This is a genomic window from Granulicella tundricola MP5ACTX9, from assembly GCF_000178975.2.
Taxonomy (GTDB): domain Bacteria; phylum Acidobacteriota; class Terriglobia; order Terriglobales; family Acidobacteriaceae; genus Edaphobacter; species Edaphobacter tundricola.
Genome location: NC_015058.1, coordinates 100803 through 125149 on the forward strand (window position 1 = coordinate 100803; position 24347 = coordinate 125149).

24 protein-coding genes are annotated in these 24347 nt (G+C 54.3%); 10 read left to right on the forward strand and 14 right to left on the reverse strand.

The annotated features are described in order from the left end of the window. Positions 1–9: 9 nt before the first annotated feature. The 3 genes from ACIX9_RS21905 to ACIX9_RS21915 are packed head-to-tail and all read right to left on the reverse strand — an operon-like array spanning position 10 to position 2321. The gene (locus ACIX9_RS21905) at positions 10–1002 is read right to left on the reverse strand and encodes a L,D-transpeptidase (RefSeq protein WP_013573074.1); all 993 of its coding nucleotides are present in this window, start codon (positions 1000–1002) and stop codon (positions 10–12) included. Then, positions 999–1727 (reverse strand): YoaK family protein, encoded by a 729-nt coding sequence (locus ACIX9_RS21910; RefSeq protein ID WP_013573075.1) that lies wholly within the window; start codon positions 1725–1727, stop codon positions 999–1001. The genes ACIX9_RS21905 and ACIX9_RS21910 overlap by 4 nt, the downstream gene beginning before the upstream one ends. 21 nt (positions 1728–1748) lie before the next feature. Continuing rightward, on the reverse strand, positions 1749–2321 hold the full coding sequence (locus ACIX9_RS21915) for a hypothetical protein (RefSeq protein WP_157478319.1): 573 nt from the start codon (positions 2319–2321) through the stop codon (positions 1749–1751). A gap of 517 nt (positions 2322–2838) precedes the next feature. Here ACIX9_RS21915 and ACIX9_RS21920 point away from each other — a divergent pair. Beyond that, on the forward strand, positions 2839–4398 hold the full coding sequence (locus ACIX9_RS21920) for a two-component system sensor histidine kinase NtrB (protein ID WP_013573077.1): 1560 nt from the start codon (positions 2839–2841) through the stop codon (positions 4396–4398). A 512-nt stretch (positions 4399–4910) separates the two neighbouring features. After that, entirely contained in the window at positions 4911–5678 is a 768-nt protein-coding gene (locus tag ACIX9_RS21925; protein ID WP_013573078.1) for a Crp/Fnr family transcriptional regulator, read from the forward strand. 34 nt (positions 5679–5712) lie between these two features. Here the strand turns inward: ACIX9_RS21925 and ACIX9_RS21930 are convergent, their stop codons facing one another. The 3 genes from ACIX9_RS21930 to ACIX9_RS21940 form a co-directional block, all read right to left on the reverse strand. Next, a complete protein-coding gene (locus ACIX9_RS21930; protein ID WP_013573079.1) occupies positions 5713–6450 on the reverse strand; it encodes a YoaK family protein in 738 nt (245 codons plus the stop codon). Further along, the gene (locus ACIX9_RS21935) at positions 6447–7067 is read right to left on the reverse strand and encodes a nitroreductase family protein (protein ID WP_013573080.1); all 621 of its coding nucleotides are present in this window, start codon (positions 7065–7067) and stop codon (positions 6447–6449) included. The genes ACIX9_RS21930 and ACIX9_RS21935 overlap by 4 nt, the downstream gene beginning before the upstream one ends. A gap of 91 nt (positions 7068–7158) precedes the next feature. Further along, complete coding sequence (locus tag ACIX9_RS21940) at positions 7159–8322, reverse strand: cupin domain-containing protein (RefSeq protein ID WP_013573081.1); 1164 nt, start codon at positions 8320–8322, stop codon at positions 7159–7161. A gap of 330 nt (positions 8323–8652) precedes the next feature. On the opposite strand from ACIX9_RS21940, the gene ACIX9_RS21945 reads away from it, so the two are divergent. Continuing rightward, complete coding sequence (locus tag ACIX9_RS21945; RefSeq protein WP_041598172.1) at positions 8653–9180, forward strand: general stress protein; 528 nt, start codon at positions 8653–8655, stop codon at positions 9178–9180. 74 nt (positions 9181–9254) lie between these two features. Here the strand turns inward: ACIX9_RS21945 and glgX are convergent, their stop codons facing one another. The 4 genes from glgX to ACIX9_RS21965 all read right to left on the reverse strand — a co-directional run bounded on the left by glgX (position 9255) and on the right by ACIX9_RS21965 (position 14303). Next, positions 9255–11417 carry a glycogen debranching protein GlgX gene (glgX, locus tag ACIX9_RS21950; RefSeq protein WP_013573083.1) on the reverse strand — a complete coding sequence of 721 codons (2163 nt, stop codon included), beginning with the start codon at positions 11415–11417 and terminating at the stop codon, positions 9255–9257. Then, positions 11418–12068 (reverse strand): hypothetical protein, encoded by a 651-nt coding sequence (locus ACIX9_RS21955; RefSeq protein ID WP_232298960.1) that lies wholly within the window; start codon positions 12066–12068, stop codon positions 11418–11420. Further along, a complete protein-coding gene (locus ACIX9_RS21960; RefSeq protein ID WP_232298962.1) occupies positions 12065–12577 on the reverse strand; it encodes a universal stress protein in 513 nt (170 codons plus the stop codon). Before ACIX9_RS21960 ends, ACIX9_RS21955 begins: the two co-directional genes overlap by 4 nt. A 94-nt stretch (positions 12578–12671) precedes the next feature. Further along, positions 12672–14303, reverse strand: a complete 1632-nt coding sequence (locus ACIX9_RS21965; protein ID WP_013573086.1) for an oleate hydratase — start codon at positions 14301–14303, stop codon at positions 12672–12674. Between the two features lie 443 nt (positions 14304–14746). Here ACIX9_RS21965 and ACIX9_RS27220 point away from each other — a divergent pair, with 443 nt between their 5' ends. The 6 genes from ACIX9_RS27220 to ACIX9_RS21990 all read left to right on the forward strand — a co-directional run bounded on the left by ACIX9_RS27220 (position 14747) and on the right by ACIX9_RS21990 (position 18714). Next, positions 14747–15937 (forward strand): HAD-IC family P-type ATPase, encoded by a 1191-nt coding sequence (locus tag ACIX9_RS27220; protein WP_232298981.1) that lies wholly within the window; start codon positions 14747–14749, stop codon positions 15935–15937. After that, positions 15837–16910: an HAD-IC family P-type ATPase gene (locus ACIX9_RS27225; RefSeq protein WP_232298965.1), complete on the forward strand. Its 1074-nt coding sequence runs from the start codon at positions 15837–15839 to the stop codon at positions 16908–16910. The genes ACIX9_RS27220 and ACIX9_RS27225 overlap by 101 nt, the downstream gene beginning before the upstream one ends. A 64-nt stretch (positions 16911–16974) precedes the next feature. Then, the gene (locus ACIX9_RS26120; protein ID WP_041598173.1) at positions 16975–17424 is read left to right on the forward strand and encodes a hypothetical protein; all 450 of its coding nucleotides are present in this window, start codon (positions 16975–16977) and stop codon (positions 17422–17424) included. Then, positions 17417–17659 carry a hypothetical protein gene (locus ACIX9_RS21980; protein ID WP_041598174.1) on the forward strand — a complete coding sequence of 81 codons (243 nt, stop codon included), beginning with the start codon at positions 17417–17419 and terminating at the stop codon, positions 17657–17659. The genes ACIX9_RS26120 and ACIX9_RS21980 overlap by 8 nt, the downstream gene beginning before the upstream one ends. A 46-nt stretch (positions 17660–17705) precedes the next feature. Continuing rightward, entirely contained in the window at positions 17706–18170 is a 465-nt protein-coding gene (locus ACIX9_RS21985) for a redoxin domain-containing protein (RefSeq protein ID WP_013573088.1), read from the forward strand. A 7-nt stretch (positions 18171–18177) separates the two neighbouring features. Further along, on the forward strand, positions 18178–18714 hold the full coding sequence (locus ACIX9_RS21990) for a DsbA family protein (protein WP_013573089.1): 537 nt from the start codon (positions 18178–18180) through the stop codon (positions 18712–18714). On the opposite strand, the gene ACIX9_RS21995 is transcribed toward ACIX9_RS21990, so the two are convergent. Continuing rightward, positions 18711–19703, reverse strand: coding sequence for a zinc-binding alcohol dehydrogenase family protein (locus ACIX9_RS21995; protein WP_013573090.1), 993 nt, complete (start codon positions 19701–19703; stop codon positions 18711–18713). The genes ACIX9_RS21990 and ACIX9_RS21995 overlap by 4 nt on opposite strands. 262 nt (positions 19704–19965) lie before the next feature. On the opposite strand from ACIX9_RS21995, the gene ACIX9_RS22000 reads away from it, so the two are divergent. Next, the gene (locus ACIX9_RS22000; RefSeq protein WP_013573091.1) at positions 19966–21333 is read left to right on the forward strand and encodes an NAD-dependent succinate-semialdehyde dehydrogenase; all 1368 of its coding nucleotides are present in this window, start codon (positions 19966–19968) and stop codon (positions 21331–21333) included. Between the two features lie 96 nt (positions 21334–21429). On the opposite strand, the gene ACIX9_RS22005 is transcribed toward ACIX9_RS22000, so the two are convergent. From ACIX9_RS22005 to ACIX9_RS22015, 3 genes are all read right to left on the reverse strand, one after another. Beyond that, positions 21430–21882 (reverse strand): SpoIIAA family protein, encoded by a 453-nt coding sequence (locus ACIX9_RS22005; RefSeq protein WP_013573092.1) that lies wholly within the window; start codon positions 21880–21882, stop codon positions 21430–21432. Positions 21883–21939: 57 nt separating this feature from the next. Beyond that, on the reverse strand, positions 21940–22914 hold the full coding sequence (locus tag ACIX9_RS22010; RefSeq protein WP_013573093.1) for a 2-hydroxyacid dehydrogenase: 975 nt from the start codon (positions 22912–22914) through the stop codon (positions 21940–21942). Between the two features lie 85 nt (positions 22915–22999). Next, on the reverse strand, positions 23000–24289 hold the full coding sequence (locus ACIX9_RS22015; RefSeq protein ID WP_013573094.1) for an outer membrane beta-barrel protein: 1290 nt from the start codon (positions 24287–24289) through the stop codon (positions 23000–23002). Between the last annotated feature and the right edge of the window lie 58 nt (positions 24290–24347).

The window sequence follows — 24347 nt, forward strand, 5'->3', positions numbered from 1 at the left end:
GCCGGTTTCCTACGGTTCAGACTCGATGACTGTCAAACTCTTTCCTGTTCCGCTCGCCAGAAGAGAATCAGAGGTCACAACGAGAGTCACACCAGGAGACAACACTGCGTCCAGAGCGCTTCGGAAAGCATCGGGCATCGTCACCCGTGATCTTTCAGATATCGGCAATTCCCGGGTCCCCACCCAGCTTTGGCCAGGAAGCGGTAGCTGTACCCAGTGGTATCCCAGCGTGTCCACCTTCGAAAGGCTGTAGGCGGTCGTCTCGGTGACCGCGCCTGTGACGGTAACTGGAGTCGATCCGATAAGCACTCCGTTCCTGAGCACCACCAAGCGATGGTCCGCCGCGCTCAAGATGAGGGACACTGGGCCCGAAGATGACTTCTGAGGCGCCCAGATCGCTCCGCCAGCATCCTCCGCCTTCGAGGATGCCTCGCTCTGCAGCAAATCGGGAACGGGAGCGAATCGGGGCACTTCATCTAATTCCGTGATCACGACAGTCATGCCTCGTGCTGTCGTGCCGTATAAGAGCTTCGCGAACGCCATCGGCATCCGGATGCACCCGTGTGAAGCGGGATATCCAGGGAGGTTTCCGGCATGCATCGCGACACCTGACCAAGTCAACCGTTCCATGTACGGCATGGGGGCCGAATCGTACAGATTTGATTTGTGATGGACCTTTTTCTGTAACACCGTGAACACGCCGGTAGGGGTTTGATGCCCCGGCTTGCCAGTCGATACTGTGGCTACACCAATCAGGACTCCGTTTCGATAAACATAGACCCGCTGCGATTTGAGACTGATTACGGCAAGTACCGGACCCGAGGGCGCCACCATAGGAGCCCAAAGGTATTGGCCGGGCTTGAGCGCCTCTATGCCTCCCGCGAGATCTGAAGACAAAGCATTTGAGCTTTGCGCCCATGATGGGCCGGTAACTGCCCCAAGGCAGATGAGAGCGCCGACAAAGTTCCGGAGGAATCTCCGTCTCAATCTTTCAGTATTCATATCAACCTCCTAAGGTCGTCCAGTGCAGGTAACGCTGCAAGGATAAGTAGAGTCACCGCCACAGGGATCGTGAACTTAAATCCAATATGATGAAAGCCCAGCGCACCCACGACGCCCCCAACGAAGAACAGACCGATCAGTGATCCCAGCAAACTGAGTTTTCTGACGTCTACATTCGCCAGGGGCGGAGTGCCGCTCAGTTGGCCATAAAGCATTCTTCCAAGCTTGACTCCGACATCGGTGACCATCCCCGTCAGGTGTGTCGTGCGGATCACCGCACCCGAGATTTTCGACACAATCGCATTTTGCAACCCCATCGTGAAACACAACAATGCAACGGTGCCGAGAACTTCCTTGTCTTCAAATACGTGGCCCGTAAAACCAAACGCAAACAGAAGGAGCGACTCCAGGATCAGAGGCAACGCATACTCGCTATGGAGTGATCGCTGTCGTGCCCACCGAACCATCAACGACGTACATGTCGCTCCAGCTAGGAAAGAGAACACGGCTATGAAGCCGGCAAACAAGAGCGAAAGACTTCCTAACGCCAAGTTGTCCGCCATCGCAGAGACAATCCCAGACATGTGAGACGTATACTGCCTGACCGCCAAAAATCCGCCTGCGTTGACCGCCCCCGCAATGAACGCGAGATAGCGTGCCAGGTGTCGATTGCTCTTCTGAGTGCGCTCGTGCCCCGTGAGCACCCGCAAATAACTAAATGGCATGCGAATCCCCGGCGCGCTCCATTACACAAGGTGAGGCGAGGTTTCGTCCGCGGGAAAATCAACACCCGTTGGGGAATCCGCTGATGCAGACACGGCTTCTTTTGAAGGGTCGCTTTCGAGAGGACGCCTGTGCGACGAAACCCAACCAAACCCCTTAAGGCTGAGAGCTTCCGCTCCAATTCTCAAGCGGTAAGCAATTGACTGATGTGAAGACTCCCGTGCGAGACGAAACAGCACGTCAAGCAACTGCTCAGGGCGGCAGTGGCGATCGATCGTTTCGTCATAAAGCTGATCGTCCAAATCCAGTTCAGAGTTTCCGAAGATCAGAATTCTGGCCCCTGGATAGTAGAGTCGTACTTCTTGTGCCAGTTTGCTAAGGGTCGGTTTACCGAGGCTCAGACTGAGGACTGCCACTTTTACATCTGTCTTTTGCAAGTCGGTTGCGGGGGGTACCTCATTGGAGGCGGCGACATAAGAGTCGGCCGCAGATAATAGCAGAACTCTAGCTGCTAGCAATCCGGGGTTGGGCTCAACAATCAAAATCCCCGATGGCAGAAGCTTAAAGAGTTTTGAAATGCTTCTCTGGAGCTTCATCCGTTCTCCTCCTCTACGAGTCTCATAAATTGAACGCTCCTTGACCCACGCCAAGATGGGCTGACGGAACAGCCTCATTCTCCTCCTCCGGGATAAGGCTTTATGTATCGGATTGCACAATCTTGAAACGTCGCAAGGTGGAACTTTGACCGAAGGGTGCGGGTATATCCGGCGCGACGAGAGAATCACATCGAAGGCACCAACGCAAAGGGGCAGATCAAGGTTCTTGACGTGGAGGAACCCAATGCAGCGGAAGACAGCTCGCCAGTGATTTTGAGATGCAAGCCGCCGTAACCGCGTAGAGGAAGAACTCGACGTTCTCCATGAAAATCAAGGTCATGTATGGCTTTCAGGAACAGAAAGCGCCATTTCGTCTGTCGACCAAACGAGAGCCATCTGCCTGGACCGAAGGAGCAAACCGGCCACAAAGAGTGATACGTACCATTTTGCTCACATTGGACATTGCACTTCTGCAAGACTGGTGCAGAGTCGCAACTACCGAAAGGTTGCCTGCCTAATGAAATTTGCAGACAAATATGAGTCCGAGCCGGCGGCAATCATCCGGAAGTCTGGCGCTGCTATATTTCTGGCCGATTCGCTTGAACAGCAAGACGTTCTAATGGCTTTAGGTGACCTGAAGATAGCGACAACCATTTTAGGTCCTCAAGATCGAGAGTTTCACCACCTGAGAAACTTTGAGTTTATTGTTGCGGATCATCTCATCGCAAAGGAGCTCGTTTTGTTTTTTGAAGAACATGAAGCAGACGCCGACGGAATTAGCCCTGCCGTTATCGCAGTCACATCTAATGAGCTTGAGGATCCCTCGATCCTCACCCAAGAGGTTTGCAACTTTGACGGAGTTCTCAAGTTTCCGATGACCGGGACGGAAATTTCAGCTCGCCTTTCGGTCATCATGCATGCGCACTGCGCCTTCGCAAAGCGCTACTCCGCGGCATGGAGGGAGCTACGTCTGAATCGAAGAATTTTCCGCTCGGTGACTGCAGGCATCTCCGTTGCGAGCGCTACACTCCCCGATCTTCCGATTGTCTATGTCAACCCAGCCTTCGAGGAGATGACGGGCTACAGCCGGGCTGAAGTTCAAGGCCGAAACTGTCGCTTTCTGGAAGGTAATGAAAGAAGCCAGCCGGCACTAGCCATCGTGAGGGATGCGCTCAAGAACCGCCGCAAGGGCCTGGCCGTACTGAAAAACTTCCGGAAGGACGGTACACCCTTTTGGAACGAGCTCTCGTTATCGCCAATCATGGACGACGAGGGTCAACTGACTCACTATGTCGGAATTCAGACCGACGTCACCCAGCGTGTTGAGTTGGAATCGGCGCTGCGAGAAAGCGAGAAGCTCGCTGCAGTGGGGCGGTTAGCCTCTTCTATCGCACACGAGATTAACAACCCCCTCACCTCGGTCATGAACCTGATCTATCTCGCACAAGGAACCGACCCTTCGCAGGAAACAAAAGACTATCTCGTCACTGCCGATAGAGAATTGCGACGGGTCAAGCTCATCACGGAACAGTCGCTCCGGTTCTTCCGGCAGTCGACCAAAGCGCAACCCACCACCGCTGCTGAACTCCTCGAACCAATCTTGGATCTCTACCAATCCCACGCCACCAACGCGCGCGTGACAATCAATCTCCGAGAACGTCCAAGTCGACCCATCGTGTGTATGGAAAGCGAAATCCGCCAGGTTCTGAGCAATTTAGTGGGAAACGCCATTCACGCAATGCAGGAACGTGGCGGACAGCTATCCCTTCGAAGCCGTGAGACGAGAAATCACGGTCGCGGGCGAGACGGACTGCTTTTCACTGTTGCGGATAGCGGCACGGGAATGAGTGCTGAAATCCTCAGCTCCATCTATAAAGCCTTCTACACCACCAAAGGTATCGGCGGCACTGGCCTCGGCTTATGGATTAGCTCAGAGATCGTTGCAAGACACCGCGGAAACATCCGAGTCAAGAGTACCCAGAGCCCAGGATCTTCAGGAACGGTGTTTGAGGTGTTCTTGCCCTTCGATGGGATCGCGCCGTACAGGGAGGGTGTTGACATATCCCAGTTCTCTTAGAGAAGTTGCACTTTCTGGGTTCTTAGGCGCTCGGCTCGCTTTAGAACAAAGGGCGAGGGTTCCAAAGGAAGACTTGCAGAAGTCTGCCACCGCGAAATGAACACCTTCGCAGCTTGCAAGGAAGCTTCGCACTGCAGAGAGCTGAGTACTTCCCCTCGTTGAGAGGAACTACGCCTTTCCAAATCACGGAGTAAAGCCCTCATTTGAATTCCTCCTGTGTCCCGTTTCGTGCCTTTACGCTTTCGCAACTCTAACTGGAACTAATTCTCGCTCCGCGAGCCCTTCCCGACTGTGCACTTATGCTCACATTCCGACCGCTGCACGCCCCAAAAACCTCGATGAATGAGCTTTTCATATTTGTCGCAAACTGCTCATTCTCGACATCCGCTTGCAATGTGTTCACTAAGCGCATCAAATAAGTGTCACATGTTCGCGACATTGAACGATGTTGCACATCACTCAGATTTTTAGCATCGGTACATTTCTGTGGCCTATGAACGAGAGAGGCCCAAATGCCACATCGGAAGCTGAAGGAATTCGACCCTGTAGCTTTCCTTGCTACCTCAGGACTGGGCCGCCGGATACTCCACATTAAGGCTAAAGGCACCATGTTTTCGCAAGGGGGACTTGCCGACTCCGTGTTCTACCTCCAAAAGGGGCGGGCCAAGCTGACAGTTGTCTCTAAGGCTGGTAAGGAAGCGACCATCACCCTCATTGCCGCTGGTGACTTTGTGGGCGAGGAGGCAGCTACTGCCATCGCCGGCCTGCATATGTCCACAGCAACAGCTATCACCGCCTGCTCAGTCTTGAAGATTGAACGTGAAGAGATGATGAGAGTCATCCATGATGAACATGCCTTTTCCGACCTCTTTGTCGCCTTCCTTCTGGAACGATCGATGCGGACGCAGGCGGATCTTGTCGACCAGTTGTTTAATTCGAGCGAACGGCGGCTGGCAAGGATTCTCCTCCTCATGGCGGACTTTGGAAAGCCTGGAGAGCCCGAAACCAAGATCCCGAAGATCACCCAGGAAACGCTAGCCGATATGATCGGGACTACCCGATCAAGGGTCAGTTTCTTCATGAATCGATTTCGGAAGATGGGCTTTATTGAATACAACGGACGCATCCACGTTCACAAGTCTCTCCTCAACGTTGTTCTTCACGATCAGCGACCTGGTGCCAACTCCATCAGTGCAGCTCTTCTTGACACAAAACGCGATAAGACAAAGCTGGCTGAGCGAGCATCAGCCTCGGCAAAAAGAAGTGAGGGCGGCATCTAGCGATGATGGCTCTTCAGCCAGAGCCATCTTGCACTCAATTCTCAATGGGACTGTCCAAAGTAGCGCCTGGCTGAACCTTGGATACCTCGTCAGGGAACTCGGTCAGCACTAGAAAGACAAGAAAGAGCGCTGGCAGCAGCAATGTCCAAGCGTGCACCCGCGTTGCCATCGCAGCACCTCCGACTGCACCAACCAAGAATGATGTCCAAACGCTTCCCAGTGTCGCCAACCTAAGCCAGTGCGTGTCCCAACGGCCTTCCGGCTTCGTCACTGGAGACCGGTTTACGAGGTTGGCGATGTGCTCCCCAATGCTCTTTAGATCCCCGGTCACGAAACCCAGGTTCACAGGCTGTCCGCCGATATGGGACAGCGTCGTATTCATCATTCCCATTCCACAACTTAAAATCATTACGCAAACGGAGGTCGACGCACCTCCTAAGGCGGCTGCAACTCCAGAGAATAGCAGGGCAGCAACACACATCGACACCCGCGAGTTCTCCTTTGTGTTTTTGTTCTTCTGAATGAGGAAGCCGCAGAATGCACCGAGGACGAAAAATGGTATCGGCAACAGGGCATGCGATGCCGGGACGTACTTTGCCTGTCCTCCATTCATTCCGGTGGAGATCGTATTCCCGCTCATGAATGACGTGTAAACGCCGAAGGTCAGGAGTGTATACGAATCCACGTAACCGCAGATCAATCCACGGCTAGCTGCTCGCCGGCCTTGGCGCCAAGTCGCCGCGAGAGAAGTGACACTTGCTTGAGCAATCACAGCGATTTCTTTGAGACCTTCACCAAGGGCGCAACCTCGGACCAGCTTCCAGTGAAAACGAAGCTGTTGAGTGGCTTGCGGAGACGTCTTGTCTCATCCTCTTTCTGGAACGGCTCGGTCAGCCGTCCATCCGCGCCAGCATAGCCGATAGCCAAACCCGCTACTGGCTTGACTCCTTCAGGAATCTGGAAAAGCTGACGGGCGCGCTCCCGGTGAATATGAATCATCTGGTGGACGCCCAGTCCGCGCGCCGTGGCTTCGAACACTAGATTCGCTGAGGCAAGCCCCAAATCGTGCTCGGCCGTCAGGTAAGGCTGGCCACTACGTTCCAGGGTCAGTCGGGCGCAGCCCAGCATAAGGACTGCCGCAAACTTTGCCCACGGCATGTTCACTTCTTCAACGCACGAAAGCAATCGCGCAAACTCTTCCGGTTCGTCTCGCGTTGCGATGAAGTAAGTCCAGGGCTGCTCATTAGCAGCTGACGCTGACCAGCGTGCCGCTTCAAGCAAGGCAAGCAGATCGTCCGGAGAGACACTACGGTCGTCGAACGCGAAGGGACTCCAGCGGCTTGAGATAAGGGGTTGAATGGGGTAGTCGGGGATAATCGTTCCAGGCATCGTGGCCCTTTCTAAGTGTTTTTGATGGATAGATAGACAAAGGCCAGAATCTGTCCGATTCGGTTGAACCGGACAGACTGCCCGAGGTCACTTAGCGTGGGCCAACGATAGGCGTCTTGGTAGTGGAAACTCTATCCAGTACAGACTTTTCAATCTGCAGATGCGCACGGACGAGTTCATACGGAGTAAATGCTAACCATTGTGCGAGAGACATGTCGGAGAACCTTTCGGTCTTCCACACTTCGAGGTAGCGGAGCGTAGTCGTTCCCGTGTTCTCGACATAATGCGGGGTGACGCAAGGGACGTAACCCACGTCTCCAGCCTGATAGTCGAATGTACCTGCATTGGTGTTTGAGGTATACACAGTCATACGTCCCTGCCCCTCGAGGTAGTACTGCAATTCATCCGAAGTTCTGTGCCAGTGCAACTCACGCATGCCGCCCGGCTCTACTTCCACCAGTGCAGCTGCAACAGTCGAGGCGGCTGGGAAATTGGTCGAATCAGTAACCCGCACAGATCCGTTGTTTGATTTGATCGGCTCCTGCGCTCCCATTCGGTGCGTGTAGATCACCGGCGTTGGGCCAGCGCCCACGACACGATCTTGCGCGAGTGGACCCGGAATATCTGCGCGGAAGATGTACTTCTCTGACTTGGGGATATTTGCAAATGCGCTTTCCTGAACACCGAAGTTCTTCGCCAGCACCGACTTCGGAATGTGTGCAAGGAAATCTGTCACGAGGAAAGTCTCTTCCTCGTTAAAGGCACCGTCGTCAAATACAAGGAGGAATTCGCAACCTTCCCCCGAGAGGCCCTGAATGGAATGGGGAATGCCTGAGGGAAAGTTCCAAATATCTCCCTCTGTACAGTCCGCCTGGTACGTCTTGCCTTCCTCGTCGACGCACGTGACGCGTGCGTTTCCTTTGATCATGAATCCCCACTCCGCCGGTTTATGCCAATGCATCTCACGGACCACCCCGGCTTCTAGCCTCATATTCACGCAGGCCAATTCCACGGCGACTGGCATTTCCCGGACGGTAGTTTGCCGTGCCCAGCCGCCTTCTTCCAGCTTGTTGTGGCTGTCAGCAAAGGTCCACTTCAAATTAGGAAGCGTGCCATGATCGGTGACCGGGGGAGTCAGCCGGCCAGGACTTTGTGCCTCGCGTTCATGATTCGAAGGTCCGATTATCGGTGCGCCTTCTGTGCCCCGAATAGGCTGAGCGAAACCATTGGGTGTTGTTTCGACAAGTGTAGCCATGATGTAAATCTCCGGTTCTTGCAGTACAACAAATCTGCTTCTCTTTCGAATTGATGAGGGAACGACTGACGTCCTAGTCGAAATCACAAGAACGATGGATTGTGCAAGAGCAAAGCCTAGATAACTCTGCTGGCTGGAATGGCCATGGCTGGAGTATTCCACTCGCCATATTGAAAAGTTGGTCAACTTTGCTCAGGATTCTGCCCCAAATGACAGGCCACCAGCGGCCGCCAAATGCGTATCAAATTGCTCAGAATTTCACCCTCGCGAATGGAACACTCAGGCACATAATGCGATGAATCGCGAAGGCGACAGCGCAAAGGAGATCTTATCAAAGCCGTTGATTCAGTCGTTGCAGTCTATGATTCCCACGAGCAAGCGGAACACGCCATCAAGCTCTTGCAAGAAGCCGGCGTCGACATGAAAACCTTGTCCATTGCAGCGAAGGACACGCACACCGACGAGCATGTTGTTGGTTATTACAACGCCGGTGATCGCATGAAATATTGGGGGAAGATTGGGGCGTATTGGGGTGGATTCTGGGGCTTGCTATTCGGCTCTGCGATGTTCGCCATCCCGGGCCTGGGACCCCTTCTCGTGGCCGGTCCCCTAGTCGCTTGGATCATTGCAGGACTGGAAGGAGCTGTGGTTGTGGGTGGTGTGAGTGCTCTTGGTGCTGGCCTCGTCAGCATTGGCATTCCAAAGGACAGTGTTGTCGAATACGAGACCGCGATCAAGAGTGACAAGTTCGTACTTATCATTCACGGTTCGTTCGATGAGGTGAAGCAAGCTGAGGATGTTATCGAAGCTTCTCGCCATAAGGCATATACCGTTCACGGTGAGACCGTAATCGCTTAGCCGTACCTATCCGCTGGATGGCAAGGATATCGTTGTCCAGCGGTTCGCACGCATCAAGTCATTACCAAATGGGCTCAGCCCCCAACGGTGTAGTCGGATCGCAAGAGAATTGCGGAACGTGGATTTACGATGTAAGTCGATCCGCTGACAGACACGTATTGACCCGGGTCAGCGATATCGAACGGCGATCCTAATGACGTGTCCATCACCCTCAGCCAACCGGAGCTCTTTCCAGCCGCGACTGGCGGCAGATCGAACTCAAGCGTGTTCCAGAATGAGTTGATCGCTACATAACGAAATTCGCCAAGAGCTGCATTGCGCCAAGCAAAAGCCAAGCTGTGAGATTGCCCGCTCCAGTCTGGTTTGTCCAGACGAATGCCATGCCATTCCATCTTGTGCGCATTGACAAAACCGCCAACTTTTCCACCGTCGTGCAGCGTACCGTTGTCACAATCAAGACGGAGCCTTACGAGCAAGCGGGTGAAACGGAGCAACTCAGATTGCTCCTGGTCCCAATTCCAGTCCAACCAGCTGATGATGTTGTCTTGGCAATAAGCGTTATTGTTTCCGCCCTGCGTACGCTGAATCTCATCGCCCATCAAGAGCATCGGAGTTCCGGCCGAAAGCAATGTAAGAACGAGCCCGTTCCTAATCTGCTGCTTTCTTAGACGGTTGACTTCGATACTATTGCTCGCACCCTCTACGCCGCAGTTCCAACTGAGATTTCCGTTTGTTCCATCTTTATTGAGTTCCTTGTTTGCCTCATTGTGCTTGTAGTCGTATGAGACGAGATCGTTCAGAGTGAATCCGTCATGGCAGGTAATGAAGTTAATGCTTTGTCCTGCAGGCCTGTCTCCGGAGCGATAGAGATCGTAGCTGCCACTGATTCTTTCGCGCAGCTTCCACGCTGTATCACGATCGCCTTTTAAAAAACTGCGAATATCATCACGGAACTGACCATTCCATTCGTTCCATCTGTCATGGCCGAAGCTCCCCACTTGGTAAAGGCCGCCCTCATCCCAAGCCTCAGCGATAAGCTTTGTTCCTGCAAGGGCAGGTTCGGAATCGATGTCCCAAAGGATGGGAGGGTCACTCATTGGCTGTCCCCACTCGTCCCGAGTTAGCACCGACGCAAGGTCAAAGCGAAACCCGTCTACATGCATCTCGGAAACCCAGAACGTTAAACTATCCAGAATCATTCTCTTCACAACGGCCTGGTTGGTCTTCAAAGTGTTGCCTGAGCCCGTCACGTTGAAGTAGCCAGTCTGTTCTTGATTAAGGATGTAATAGGTGCTGTTTCCAAGACCGCGAAAGCAAAACGTCGGACCACCGTCCCCAGCCTCCGCTGTGTGGTTGTAAACCACATCGAGAATGACCTCTATGCCAGCACGGTGCAGTTGCTTGACCATATCGCGGAACTCATCCAAGCACCTTAGAGGGTCACCAGAAGAGCTGTAGCCCAAGTGGGGCGCGAAGAACGAGACCGGGTTGTAGCCCCAATAATCCGTAAGCTCAGGGGGCGCCGATTGGGGGTCGAACTGAAAGACGGGCAGGATCTCTACCGCAGTGACACCCAAGGTTTGCAAGTGGGGAATCTTCTCGACCACGCCTGCATAGGTACCGCGGTTCGTTTCGGAAACACCTGAATTGGGGTGCCCAGTGAAGCCGGCGATATGCATCTCGTAAATGATGGTCGTGCGGAAAGAATGACCGAGCGGTATGTCACCCTCCCAATCAAAAGCGGCCATGTCTGCGACGACGCTCTTCATCGAGGTCGCAGTGTTGTCTCCGGGGCGACAGGCGTCTGCACGACTGTAGTTCTTCCCAACCGCAAGGGCCCTTCCGTAGGGATCAATCAAGACTTTCGAGCTATCGAATCGCTGTCCATTCCGGGGGTCGCTGGGACCGTCTGCTCGAAATCCATACACTTGCCCCGCGTGTACCGATGGGACGAAAATGTGCCAATAGTGTCCCGTTCGATTGATCGTTGCGTCCAATCGGATCGATCTCCGGCTTGCAGAATCGTCGACGTGATCAAACAGTAAGAGGGTCATGCCTGTAGCGCTGGACGAGAAGATGCTGAAGTTTGCCCCATCGAGTGAAAGGCTGACGCCGAGAGGGACCGGGACACCCCTCAAAGAGGCCTCTCCTTGAGACGGTGTTCCCCCCAGTGCCGAAACAGATTTACTGTTAAAATCCGCGGTATGAGACGAAAGAATGATCTTGTTGTTCGCCATCTAGCGGAACTCCGCGCTCTCTCCCCGAAGCAACGGGACGTGATGCCGGTGTAGCCCCTCCGCAAATACGAAGACGACGACGCCATAGAACAGCTCGAATCCACCAAGCCAATGTGTTGCAGTGCGCGTTGCAGCTTGCCTATAAAGGACGAACGCCAATCCCGCACAAAATGCTATAAAGCCGGCAACGCCAAGGAGCCCTGAATATGCCTTGTTCGCACGAAGCTTCCATGCAAGTGCGGCAAGAAAGCACCCGGTGCCAAGGGCGTGGAGTCCGGCCAACCACGCCAAGGATTCCGACGATAGTAGAAGAGTCAGGCCGACATAGGTTCCTAGTGCGGTATCGAAGATACACTCGGCCAAGAGAAACTGCCAAATATCAACCTGATGTTCCGCAGCATAACCTGAAGCGACTCCCAAGAGAATGCCGTTGCTGAGAATGTAGAAGCCCAGGACCAGAGCCAGCACCACAAACATGATCGGATCGAAGAAGATCGTTCCAAAGAAGCTCCCTGAGTAGAGAAGGAATCCAGCGAATAGAATTGCTCCTCCCCCGCGAACCGCAAAAGCCCACCAGAACATGCCTAGTTCTTTCATAGGCTTCTCGAACCTTTGGATCTCTACTGACTCCGCCGTGGTCGACGCGATCACTGCTTTACCCGGGGTTTAAGCTCGACGGTTGTCTTTGCCGTCCGAAGGAGGAGCACCGGACACTCGGCAAGTTTTACGACTTTCTCTGCAATCGATCCGAAGACGACGGGACGCCAACCCGACATGCCCTGCGTCGAGATGACAAGTAAGTCTGCATGCTCTCGTTCGAGCACCATCAAGACATTTCCCACAACGTCGTTTCCAATCTCCACCTTGAAGGTCGCTTCAACTCCTTGGCCGGCAAGGTGATCCACAAGATCAACAAACCTCTTTGCTGAATCCTCTTCGGCGTCGGCTAGAAATTCTTGACGCGGGTAGAATGCAGTTGGGAACTCCAAGCCGGAGACAATCGGCAACATTGGAATGACGTGAAGCAAGCAAAGTTTGGCATGAAATTGCTGTGCCATCTGACTTGCTGTCGCCAATGCGGCAATCGAAGAAGGGCTGAAGTCGATGGGGACGAGAATCTTCTTCGGGTGGAACATTGAAACAGTTGCTTCCGACATCATCGCTCTCCTAAGGGGCACATAACTTCGTGTCAGGCAGATTTATGCTCATCTAACTTCGAAGCATGAACTGAGCAGTATTGCTCGAAGTGGACTACTAAATTGACTTTGGAGGCTCAAGGAGGGCTTCCCGATCGCGTTTCCCATGCAGCGTGAGGAACGCTTTGAGAAGAACACGCGGGTCGTGATTCCCCTTGTAGACTGGATGCGGCTTTCGATCAATCCCAAGCAGCCCGTAAACTGCCGTTTGCGCGGAGCGGACCGAATACTCCACCGTAAATACCACATCATCTTCTAGTTCGCAGAATTGGCCGATGAAGGCAAGGTTCTTTGAACGCTCAGGGAGCACTGCAGGACGATCTCCGGCGGAGCGAGGCAAGAACTGACTCGTAATGAAGGGCATCATGCACGGTATACACGTGCTCTTACTCAATACCGCAGCGGCCTGTTCGCCTAGGTGAAGATGTCCCATGATCTCTGTCATGATCTCTCGCCCGGTGCACTCGGCCATTGGCTTTTTGACGAAGTTCCCAGGTTGATCGACAAATAGTCCGTATCCCCAAAACACATTGACATCGTCTGGTTGACCAAGGAAATGCGGTTGATGGGGCAGAACGATCGACGTTAGCCAGTTCGATTCCGGGAACGTGATGAGACCACCTTCCCCTGGGGCATTACCCGTTAGGTCGCGAATGCTAGTGAAGAAGTTTGGAGAACGAAGTGTGGTGGTGAAAGACAGCCACTTCGAATTCTCCGTGTTATTGCTAAAATTTGTGGGCTTCCCGCACTCTGGCTCTCTCGCAGAGATCTTCTTCCACAGAGACCAGGCACCGCCATCCGCGCGCGGATTCAGAGTGGCAGCTTGGTCCATTCCTCCAAAACTTGAGCCCTCGGTCATCGAGCCCAGTGTAGCGATCACAAAATCGGACGGCGACAAATGGATTGGTTCGGGATGTCCCCCTCGCTCGCAAACAATTTGCTCTACAGCGAAGCCATGGGAGTCGTTTACGGTGACGAGATCCAACACTTTCGTGTTCAGTGATACCTGTACCCCTCGCTCCTCCAACCACCGTTGAAGCGGTCGCACAAGCGAGTCGTATTGGTTGTAGACGGTTCGCATAATGCCACCCAAGGTGCTAAAGCCGGAGACCATGTGCGTGAACCGCACGAGGTAGCGCTTGAACTCCACGGCACTGTGCCAAGGCTGGAATGCAAAGGTCGTACACCACATAAACCAGAAATCAGTTTCGAAGAAGTCAGGTTCGAATTGATCGGAGATGGTGGTCCGCCCGAGCAATGATTCGGGTTCGACCCCCAGTCGCTCGATGGTCAGAATGTGACTTTCGCTCAAGCCGAAAAGCGGGGCATCTACGCTTTTGCCATTGCGGAACAAGCGGGACTTCGACGACGTTTTCATCGTTTTGTTCCAAGCGAAGATTTCTTCCGTCACCGACTGACTGTTGTCCATGGTGGGAATCGACGAAAAGAGGTCGAAGGTGCAAAGGTATTTACTCTCGATCATCCTGCCCCCACGCATGACGTAGCCGGCTTCCGGGGTTCCGTTCGCGTCGAGACTCCCACCAATCCTCTCTGAATCTTCGAGGATGATGATGTTGTGCCCCTTGAGCCCAGCATCCCGGATGAGAAAAGCTGCCGCTGCTAGAGAAGCAATTCCGCCCCCGATTACATAAATCTTCGTATCCTCTTGTAAAGCTCGCCTCTGGGTCATCGTTGCTCCTCTTTTCGCTGCGTCCAGCTTCTCAAGGCGTCTCGTAGATGATCTGGTTCCTTTTGCACACTCTGAGGCACCTTGTGGAAATGCCGGGTTCTCGTCGACAGAGCAAAAGAACACAGTTCTGCTAGTCAGTGAGTGCGAAGCTGAACGAACGTGGGGTCCGGCATACTCGGCTTTTCCTCCAGTCGAGAGTCCGCGCCGAGGCACATATGACGACAAACTTCACAACGCAAGCTCCGGCGCCTGCATCAAGCGGAAGCGCACCACCCTTGGGCGGTCCGGCTTTTTCACTGATTTCGGTCGGTCTCACCAGTGCGCAAGCCGCTAGCCTGCTGACGACGAATGGCCCGAACTCCATGCCCGACACATCCGTGCACCTAGTACGTAACGCCCTCTCAAAATTGTGGGCGCCCGTTCCTTGGCTACTGGAAGCATCCATGGTGTTGCAGCTTGTCCTGCATAAGTTCGTTGAAGCAGGAATCATTGCAGCCCTACTGATCTTCAACGCCGGACTTGCGTTTTTTCAGGAAAGCCGAGCCCAAGCGACGTTGAACGCCTTGAGGTCTCGACTTGCCTTGAACGCTTCCACTCTGCGCGACGGTGCCTGGACAATCATCCCAGCGGCACAGTTGGTCGTTGGAGACATCGTAAAACTGTCTCTTGGGGAAGTTGTAGCTGCGGATGCCCGCATCCTAGATGGCTCGGTTCTGCTCGACCAGTCGATGTTGACCGGTGAATCGCTGCCCGTTGAAGCCGGTTTGGGCGCTGACATGTTTTCGGGAGCGTTGGTGCGACGCGGCGAAGCGACCGCCTGTGTGACGGAGACAGGAGATCGCACCAAATTCGGACAGACGGCAGAGTTGGTACGGACTGCTCATTCCGTTAGTTCGCAGCAAAGAGCCGTCCTGAAAATAGTCAGGAATCTCGCCTACTTCAATGGCGGCGTCATCTTGCTCATGGGGGTTTATGCCCTTGCACACTCCATGCCTTGGAATGAGGTCATTCCGTTATTTCTTACTGCGGTACTCGCTGCGATTCCGGTAGGCTTGCCGGCAACGTTCACTCTTTCCTCTGCAATCGGCGCACGCTCGCTCGCCAGACTCGGGGTTCTCCCTACGAGTCTATCCGCCGTCGATGAGGCAGGTACTATCGACGTGCTTTGCGTCGACAAAACGGGTACGCTCACCGCCAATCAACTCTCCGTCGCGAGCGTGTCTCCGATGAACGGCTTCAACGAGGCTCAGGTTCTCGGGATTGCAGCTCTGGCTAGCTCTCTTGGCGGCGAAGACATTGTGGATGCCGCCATTCGCTCGGCCGCCGGGAAAAAGCCGTCCACCAACAATCCCAAACTGGTTACGTTCATTCCTTTTGACCCAGCAAGGAAAACCTCCGAAGCGACCGCAACCGATGCCGCCGGTTCCACGTTGAAAAATAATAAAAGGAGCGGCTTCAACGATATTCACCCTCGCTGCTCTGGATGCCGGAGCAGCAGGAACGGCAGCCAAACTCGAATCACGGGGGTTCCGTGTGCTTGCTGTAGCTTTCGGGCCCCCGGCGTCTCTTCGTCTCGTCGGACTCATAGCGCTCAGCGACCCTCCTCGTGCGGATTCGGCCCGCCTCATCTCTGAACTCAAAACACTTGGCGTCGAGACAGTCATGGTTACTGGTGATGCACCCGCGACCGCAGCTATCGTGGCCGGAGAGGTGGGTCTAAACGGACCGACATGTCCCCAAGGCCCCATACCGGAGACTGTGAAGCCGGATGAGTATTCGGTATTCGCGAGCATTCTCCCTGAGGGCAAGTTCAACCTTGTCAAGGCATTTCAGAAGAACGGCTATACGGTTGGAATGTGTGGTGATGGGGCAAACGATGCACCAGCTCTCCGACAGGCGCAGATTGGAATTGCTGTTTCAACTGCGACGGACGTCGCCAAATCCGCTGCAGGAGTGGTTCTGACAGAAGCAGGACTCAGCGGAATTGTGGCCGCCATCAAGACAGGAAGATTGATCTTCCAACGCATCTTGAGTTACACGCTGCGATCAACGACAAAGAAGATCGCTCAAATCCTGCTGCTTGCTTTCGGACTTCTGATGACCGGACAGGCCGTCTTAACGCCACTTTTAATGGTGATTGTGATGATTAGCGGAGATTTTCTATCGATGGCTTTCGCGACAGATCGAGTTCGCCCATCTGAAGACCCGAACTCTTGGGACATTGGAAAGATTACGGCCGCGGGAGTGGCACTGGGGCTGATGTTCCTGTCGTTCTGCGTCGCCATCCTCGCCGTCGGTAAGTACAAAATGCACCTTGACATCGATCATCTCCGCACGTTCTGCGTAATCTCTGTCGTCTATGGCAGCCAGGCGATCACCTATGCCGTCAGGGATCGGCAGCATCTGTGGGGTCTGCGGCCAACCGGTTGGTTAGTAATGTCCTCAACAGCCGAAATGCTGTTTATCTCAGTGCTCGCAAATCGGGGGATTGAGATGTCGTCCCTATCGGTTCGAGTGCTTTGTCTCGAATTTCTTGCGGCAACGGCTTTTTACTTAGTACTAAACTTAGCCAAAATCCCGGTTTTCCGGCGCTTACATATTACGTAGCCCGGCGTCGCTTAGTGAGCAAACCTATACAGTTTTGTCTTTCCACCAATGACATGCTGAACGGATGAGTACACATATCCCGCACGATCTCGACCTGCTTCACACGAGTCTCCTCATGGGAAAACTGCCTCGAAACCTGAGTTGGGCCGACACCGTCGATCTTATCGGTCGAATCGGCGAAGTCGAACCACATGGAAGTGATGAATTCGTATTTACGGTGGGCACGCAAAGGGCTTTCTTCAAACACCCGCACACGCATGAGCTCGGCGCAGAAGAAGTGTCCCGCTTAAGACAATTCCTTCGCGACGCCGGACCAGAGCTTGTGTCCGAGAAGACCATACAACCTTGCCGAAAGGTCGTGGTCATCGACCATCATGTTGCTCATGTCTATCAGGACATCGACGGGAAGGTTCCGGCGTCCGAGCATACGGTGCGTCCTTACGACCCGTTCGGGTTCCATCATCACTTAAGCCATAAGAAAGAAGCCCATTACAAATGGCGAACGCGTGCCTGAAGAGAATAAGTTTTATGAAGAGGTGGCCCAGGATCTGGCTCCTGCCAACGAAATCGTGCTTATTGGGCATGGCACAGGCACGAGCAGCGCCGTTGACCACCTGAGGAAATATCTGAAGGCCAATCACCCTGAGCTCGCGCAGCATGTAATTGCCACTGAGACCGCAGATCTATCTGCGCTGACCGAACCCGAGATTGAAGCGATCGCAAAGCGCCACATGATCTCCGTCGTTTAGCGAAACCAATACTCAGTATTTCAAAAAAAGGAATGGAGCAACCATTATGCCGATTCTGCCAGCGGGCACAATAGCACCGGAGTTCAGTCTTCACGTCACACCCGACCAAAAACTATCGCTGAGCGAATTGCGCGGAAAGCCAGTCGTTGTCGCCTTTTACCCTGCAGACTGGAGCCCCGTCTGCGGTGATGAGCTCAGTGTATTCAACGAAATCTTGCCCGAGCTGCTTAAGTACAACGCGGAGCTCGTTGCCATCTCGGTTGACGGTGCATGGTGTCATGACGCATTCGCAAAGCATAAGCATCTACATTTCCCGTTGCTCTCTGATTTCGAACCAAAGGGCGAAACGGCTCGCGCTTACGGGGCTTATCGCGAGAACGACGGAGTCTGCGAACGCGCGCTCTTCGTTTTAGACAAGAATGGCAAGATCACTTGGAGCTATTGCTCTCCGGTAGCCGTAAGCCCAGGGGCAGATGGCATTCTGAGTGCTCTTGAAGCGCTACCGAAGTAGGAGAGCCATGAGCAAATTGACCATACCTGTAAGCACCCAAGACCATCTCCAAGGCGACCCACATGCAGCTTGCAGCCTGGTTGAATACGGCGACTATGAGTGCCCATCCTGTGGAGAAGTGCAGCCAATCATTCAGAGTCTTCAAAGACACTTCGGAAACCAAATGTCTTTCGTCTTCCGGAACTTTCCTTTACGAGAAATTCACCCCTGGGCTGAGGCGGCGGCAGAGGTGGCAGAACTCGCCGGTAGTCAGGGCAAGTTCTGGGAGATGCATAATCTCCTTTTCCAGCATCAAGAAGACTTGAGCGAAGGCGGACTTCAACAGTTAGTCAGTCGTATGGGATTGAGTGAGAAAAAAATGCAACAAGCAAGCATGAACGGCATGCTGCGAAAGAAGATTGAAGCTGATCTTGCCGGTGGGATTCGCAGCGGGGTCAACGGGACACCAACCTTCTTTCTCAACGGAGACCGGTGTGACGGCCCCACTGACTTCAACTCCTTGGCCTCGCTCATGGACCAGGTCCTCGTCTCAAACGGAGACTAGGGCACAATCACGATCGAACCTGATTCGTCTTCATTCTTTACAGCGGCGAGAGCCTTGTGAGCATCGACGAGTGAAAAGATCGTTACCCGAGGTTGGAACTGGAGTTGCTGCGCCAACTCCAGGAAATCCCGCGCATCGTCGCGAGTCATGTTCGCCACGCTGCGGATCTGCCTTTCTCCCCAGAGCAACTTGTCATAGTCGAACGCGGGCATCTGGTCCAGATGAATCGCGTTCACTGCCAAAACTCCGCCCTTGCGAAGGCAACGAAGAGCATCGATCACTACCTTGCCGCTGGGAGCGAACGTGATGGCTCGATCGAGCTGGACGGGCGGACCAGCATCTTCAGCCCCCACCCAGGTTGCACCGAGAGCTGTGGCAGAGTCGCGATGAGCCTTGCCGCGGGTCACGACATAGACCTCACACTTCCAGAACTGCAAGATGCGAATAGCCAACGCCGCAGAACTACCAAACCCGAACAGGCCCACCCTCTCCCCAGGCAAGACTCCGGCAATACGCAGGCTCCGGAAACCGATGATGCCCGCGCAAAGGAGGGGAGCGATCTGAGCACCGTCCAACGGGCCTGGCAGTGGAAACACGAAGTCTTCGCGTACAAGCACGAACTCCGCATACCCGCCATTCACCGAGTATCCAGTGAACACGGGATGGTCGCAGAGATTTTCCATTTGGTTCCGGCAGAACCAGCAATTACCATCCGTGCCACCGATCCATGAGACCCCTACCCGCGTTCCAAGTGGTAGTCGGACAGTGCCAACATCAACAACCTCTCCCACTATCTGGTGCCCCGGAATGATCCTGGGTAACAGGGCTGGCAGATCTCCTTCCACGATGTGCAGATCGGTACGGCAGACACCGCAGGCAAGTACCCGGAGGAGGAGGTGCCCGGCCACAGGCGTCGGGCGCGGGACTTCCATTATCTCGACCAGTCGATCAGGACTGGAAAGCTTTGAATCGTAGACAGCGGCTTTCAAGTCGGACCCCAGTTAAAAAAGATTTGTCCCTGTGCAAAGGGCTGCGTGGATTTTCTGCTAGGGCATTCGAGCTTTACTGAGCAGTATTGCTCATAGCACCCTCTTCAAGCCACACAAGAAGGGTGGTTCGATGAGCAAAAGAACTCAGATATGCCGACTTGGCGTAACGATACTCAAGCAGAGCGACAGTTTGCTGTGGACGATATCGCTTAGAACTACTATCGATTCTCAAGCCAAGAGGCACATAAGAAAGAAGGCAGTTATGGCATATCAGTCCGTCAATCCCTACACCGAAAAGCTGGAAAAAGAGTTCGCATCCCATACCGATAAAGAGTTGGACGGCATCATAGCGCAGGCCCACGCCGCATTTCAAAACGACTGGCGCAGCAAGACGATGGAGGAAAGAAAAGCCCTCATGAAAAAAGCGGCGGCTATCCTGAGAGCACAGCGAGTCGATTTCGCCAAGCTGATTACCCTGGAGATGGGAAAGCTTTTCAGCGAAGCGTTAGGTGAAGTGGATCTTAGCGCCGATATCCTGGATTACTATGCCGACAATGCGGCCTCGTTTCTGGCGCCGGAAAAGCTTGCTGTCGACGAAGGTGAAGCCTACATCGAAAGCGATCCGATCGGCGTGCTCTTTTGCGTCGAGCCATGGAATTTTCCTTATTATCAGCTTGCACGAGTGGCCGGGCCAAATCTGATGGCTGGGAATACTCTGGTTGTGAAACACGCAGCCAACGTTCCTCAGTGCGCCCTGGCGTTTGAGAAGCTGTTCTACGATGCAGGAGCTCCCAAAGGCGTTTATACGAATGTGTTCCTCTCCAACGAGCAGTCTGCAACCGCCATTGCGGACAAGCGCATCAAGGGAGTCGCACTCACGGGAAGCGAGAGAGCCGGATCTGCAGTCGCTGCTGAAGCAGGAAAAGCGCTCAAGAAGAACACCATGGAATTGGGCGGAAGTGACGCTTTTCTCGTTCTGGACGATGCCGACATGGATACGGCGATCAAGTGGGGTGTCTGGGGACGCATGAACAACACAGGGCAATGCTGTGTCGCGGCAAAGCGCTTCATCCTCGACGAAAAGATTGCGGATGTCTTCCTAACCCGCTTTCAGGAGGAGCTAAGCAAACTGATTCCAGGTGATCCCATGGACGAGAAGACGACCCTTGGGCCACTATGCACGGCAGGCGCCCTTGACCTAGTCCAGAAGCAGATTGATACAGCCCTCAGCGGTGGCGCTAAGGTTCTCATGGGTGGTAAGCGACTGGACCGGCCGGGATATTTTCTTGAGCCTACTGTTCTCACCGATATCACGCCACAGAACCCCGTCTACTACCAGGAGTTCTTCGCACCCGTGGCTCTCATCTTCCGCGTAAAGAACGAGCACGAGGCGATCAGGTTAGCGAACGATTCCCCCTACGGGCTCGGCGGAAGCGTGATCACCACAGACATTGTGCGCGGCAAGCATATCGCCAGCCAGATCGAGACCGGTATGGTGTTCATCAATCAGGCCACCTGGACGGCACCCAATCTGCCGTTCGGCGGAATCAAGAACTCCGGCTACGGACGTGAGTTGTCGGATCTTGGCATCGGGGAATTCATCAACAAGAAACTCGTCCGTGTAGCTTGATCCCGATCCCACATTCATGGCTCGCATCGCCTTAGAAAGGAGGTGTGGAGTGTCGAGAGACTTCCCACGCCTCCTTTCCTTGTAAGCAGGAGGGGCCTATAGCTCCGTGAATTCGGGAGTGTAGTCTTTGAAGAGCCCTGTACCCGGGTACATAATGCGGACGGGTTCGCGCTCGTCAAACTTCGTCATCTTCGCCCATCGCCACGCCTGGATCATCTCTGAAGAATGGAAGTACAACGTCTCGGCCTGCAGCACAGCGGTGGCGACAACAATCATCTCCGCCACTTCCTCCCACCTGTTATCACTTACCACCGCCATGCGGGATATGTGAGCCGTATGCCGCTGAAGGAAGCGCATCTCGTCCCAGCGAGCCCCCCAACCGGATCCCAACATTCCGGTAAGGTCCGCGAGGATGCCGATAGGCTTCCTGCGTTCATCGATAGCGAAGTCGATCTGTTGGCAAATGGCTGCAATGTCGGAAGTTGTGAGTTCCCCGATAACCTTGAAGCCGAAGGCGGGTCCACCGCTCTCTTTCAGTCGTTCGATCATATCTTCAGTTTACGCACTATGCCTTCGTCGTGGCACGTATGCCGAGTCTGGGATGCTCTATTCCTGCAAAGGTCGTCTCGGTGCCTTCGGAAGATTCACTACTGAGTTCGGCCTCTTGTTAGCTGTGACGTCTTCGATGACTTGGCCGACATAATCGATCGTTCCGTGCAGCATGATGTCCGTAAAGCCTGCAATGTGAGGAGTGACAACAAGCTGGGGGAACTGGAGCAACGGATTGGATAAAGCGAGTGGTTCGTTCTTCACTACGTCCAGACCTGCCGCCGCTATCTGGCCTTCTTTTACTGCTTCAATCAGCGCCTGTTCGTCGACGAGCGCGCCGCGAGCGATATTAACGAGGATCGCTCCACGCTTCATGGCATGAAGCATATCCGAATTGATTAGGTCTTCGTTTGCCTTGCTGGCAGGGATGCCCAGCACGACATAATCCGCATCGGCGATCGCCTTCTTCAATTGATTAGGAGAGTACGCCGTCACACCGTGAGGTGCGTTCTCGGGATGTTCGTCGGTCGCCACGATCTTCACGCCGAATGCTCTTAGCCGCTCGACGATCCTTTCGCCGATTGCGCCCAACCCAACGATGCATACGGTCTTGCCGCTCAACGCGGGGTGGATTTGCGTGGGATGCAGGGCACGATCTTCCTCAGACTTGAGAAAGGTACCGAGACGCCTCGATGCGGCGAGCAGAAGTAGTATGGCAAACTCAGCAACCGACTCGGCGTTCCCAGTCATCCCTGATGGTGCGGAAGATACCCAGATGCCGAGCTCGCCTGCCGCCTCAAGGTCGACATTCTCATATCCTGCTGTGGCCGTCTGAATAAATCCAAGCTTTGGCTGCGAATTCAGATCCTCCCTCGTAACGGGCCCCATAGCCACAAGTATCTCCAAATCTCGGGTCGGAGGCTCTTCTCCTTCGATCCAAGAGAGCACTTCGCGGTCCGAAAACTTTGCGCGTAGGCCCTCGAGGAGTTTCTCGGAAAACTGATCTTTTTGGTGAATGAATGCGATCTTCATGTTTTACCTTTCGAAAGCCTATTTCTTCTTGTCGTCGATCTGCCCATGAAACGTCCGCTAATTCTGGGTGTCCCCATTAAATGCACTAAAACAGGTGAGCCTTGAATGTCAGCTCGAACGCAGCACTCAGTTGATTGTGTCTCCGCGCTTGAGCGTCGGTTGAGCCGAAAGATTGCTGCCCGGCGAAATCGCCCCGGAGCTCGGGCCTGAAAGTAATGTATGTGCGAGGATGCAGATTCAACCCGACGGTGGCTTCGCTATAAGTTCCCGGTGTCGCGACACGCACACCATGAGGGTCAGAGAACCACTCAACCCGGGTATTCAGATAAGCTTTGTCGCTGAACTTGAACGAGGTGATCGCAAAGGCACCCTGGGTCGAGGAGGTGTGCCGACCGTTAGCAGGATCGCTCGTGTCCGCCATGTAATGAACCTGCAGAACCTGTGAGATGCGGGGGGTCCACACCTCACGCGCTTGCAACTCCGATAGGGTCTGCCATGAGCCGATATGCCCTTTGATCGCCGATGCTGGCTCAGGCCCGGAATAGACCGTGGCCAGCCATTGCCGTTCCTTGCGGCCACTTGGCCGATAGATAGCGCGTGCGATGTAGTCCGGCGCACGACCACGCAACTCGAAGGCAGTGTTGTAGCCCATAACGACGCCGAGCACGAGATCAAGGCGCGCCGCCGGATGCAGAGTAGCCTGCAGCGCTGTGCTGCCGACCTCGTAGTGAATCCAGTAGTAGCTTTCGGAGTAAAGAGGGCGGTATGGCGACATCAGCGTCTCATATCCAGTCGGATTGTTGATCCTTCCACCGGCCCAGTCGATGCCGCGCTTGAAGAGAAACGGCGTGTGAAGCAGCAGGTAAGCTTGCCGGAAGTCGGTACCCCACCGAGCGCTGCCGGGCCCGAAGTTATCCAGCGGGCGAAGCAGTGCCGCATCGGAGCCGACATAGAAGTCTGTGCGAAAGCCAAGTGAGAGCTTCTGCGTCGTCGAGCGGTCGATGATGAGCCAAGCCCCGTTCAACATGAGCTGGTTGCTGAATCGATTTGCGGTTGGTGCTTCGATGACTAGGCCGCTGGCATGCGAGACGGTGGTGATACCTCCGTCAACCCAACCGTAGGCTCGAATACGGTGAGCGTGCGCGAAGACGATGACGGGAAGCTTGACCGAAAGCAGGGGAGCCAGATCTTCCGGGTAGATTCCGCCAAGGAATGGCCGCAGGTCAGGTCCAGAATCCGCCCGGCCCGACAAGGTCGCGGCTGCCTGACCCTCGCCAGGCTTTGCCTTAAACTCCGTCGTCTGACTGCTGTCCTGTGCATGGGCTTGCCGATTGAGGCACAAGCCGCCGAGGCAGAACGCGAAGGAGAGTGCCATCACCCTGAGACGCCCAGACGACGAGTGTCGAACGATGTGCAATTTTGGCAGGAAGTTG

Bases quoted from the DNA above. Each gene is read 5' to 3' on its own strand.
- ACIX9_RS21905 (WP_013573074.1), bottom strand. From the start codon at position 1,002: ATGAATACTGAAAGATTGAGACGGAGATTCCTCCGGAACTTTGTCGGC.
- ACIX9_RS21910 (WP_013573075.1), bottom strand. From the start codon at position 1,727: ATGCCATTTAGTTATTTGCGGGTGCTCACGGGGCACGAGCGCACTCAG.
- ACIX9_RS21915 (WP_157478319.1), bottom strand. From the start codon at position 2,321: ATGAAGCTCCAGAGAAGCATTTCAAAACTCTTTAAGCTTCTGCCATCG.
- ACIX9_RS21920 (WP_013573077.1), top strand. From the start codon at position 2,839: ATGAAATTTGCAGACAAATATGAGTCCGAGCCGGCGGCAATCATCCGG.
- ACIX9_RS21925 (WP_013573078.1), top strand. From the start codon at position 4,911: ATGCCACATCGGAAGCTGAAGGAATTCGACCCTGTAGCTTTCCTTGCT.
- ACIX9_RS21935 (WP_013573080.1), bottom strand. From the start codon at position 7,067: ATGCCTGGAACGATTATCCCCGACTACCCCATTCAACCCCTTATCTCA.
- ACIX9_RS21940 (WP_013573081.1), bottom strand. From the start codon at position 8,322: ATGGCTACACTTGTCGAAACAACACCCAATGGTTTCGCTCAGCCTATT.
- glgX (WP_013573083.1), bottom strand. From the start codon at position 11,417: ATGGCGAACAACAAGATCATTCTTTCGTCTCATACCGCGGATTTTAAC.
- ACIX9_RS21960 (WP_232298962.1), bottom strand. From the start codon at position 12,577: ATGATGTCGGAAGCAACTGTTTCAATGTTCCACCCGAAGAAGATTCTC.
- ACIX9_RS21965 (WP_013573086.1), bottom strand. From the start codon at position 14,303: ATGACCCAGAGGCGAGCTTTACAAGAGGATACGAAGATTTATGTAATC.
- ACIX9_RS27220 (WP_232298981.1), top strand. From the start codon at position 14,747: ATGGTGTTGCAGCTTGTCCTGCATAAGTTCGTTGAAGCAGGAATCATT.
- ACIX9_RS26120 (WP_041598173.1), top strand. From the start codon at position 16,975: ATGAGTACACATATCCCGCACGATCTCGACCTGCTTCACACGAGTCTC.
- ACIX9_RS21985 (WP_013573088.1), top strand. From the start codon at position 17,706: ATGCCGATTCTGCCAGCGGGCACAATAGCACCGGAGTTCAGTCTTCAC.
- ACIX9_RS21990 (WP_013573089.1), top strand. From the start codon at position 18,178: ATGAGCAAATTGACCATACCTGTAAGCACCCAAGACCATCTCCAAGGC.
- ACIX9_RS22000 (WP_013573091.1), top strand. From the start codon at position 19,966: ATGGCATATCAGTCCGTCAATCCCTACACCGAAAAGCTGGAAAAAGAG.
- ACIX9_RS22005 (WP_013573092.1), bottom strand. From the start codon at position 21,882: ATGATCGAACGACTGAAAGAGAGCGGTGGACCCGCCTTCGGCTTCAAG.
- ACIX9_RS22010 (WP_013573093.1), bottom strand. From the start codon at position 22,914: ATGAAGATCGCATTCATTCACCAAAAAGATCAGTTTTCCGAGAAACTC.
- ACIX9_RS22015 (WP_013573094.1), bottom strand. From the start codon at position 24,289: ATGGCACTCTCCTTCGCGTTCTGCCTCGGCGGCTTGTGCCTCAATCGG.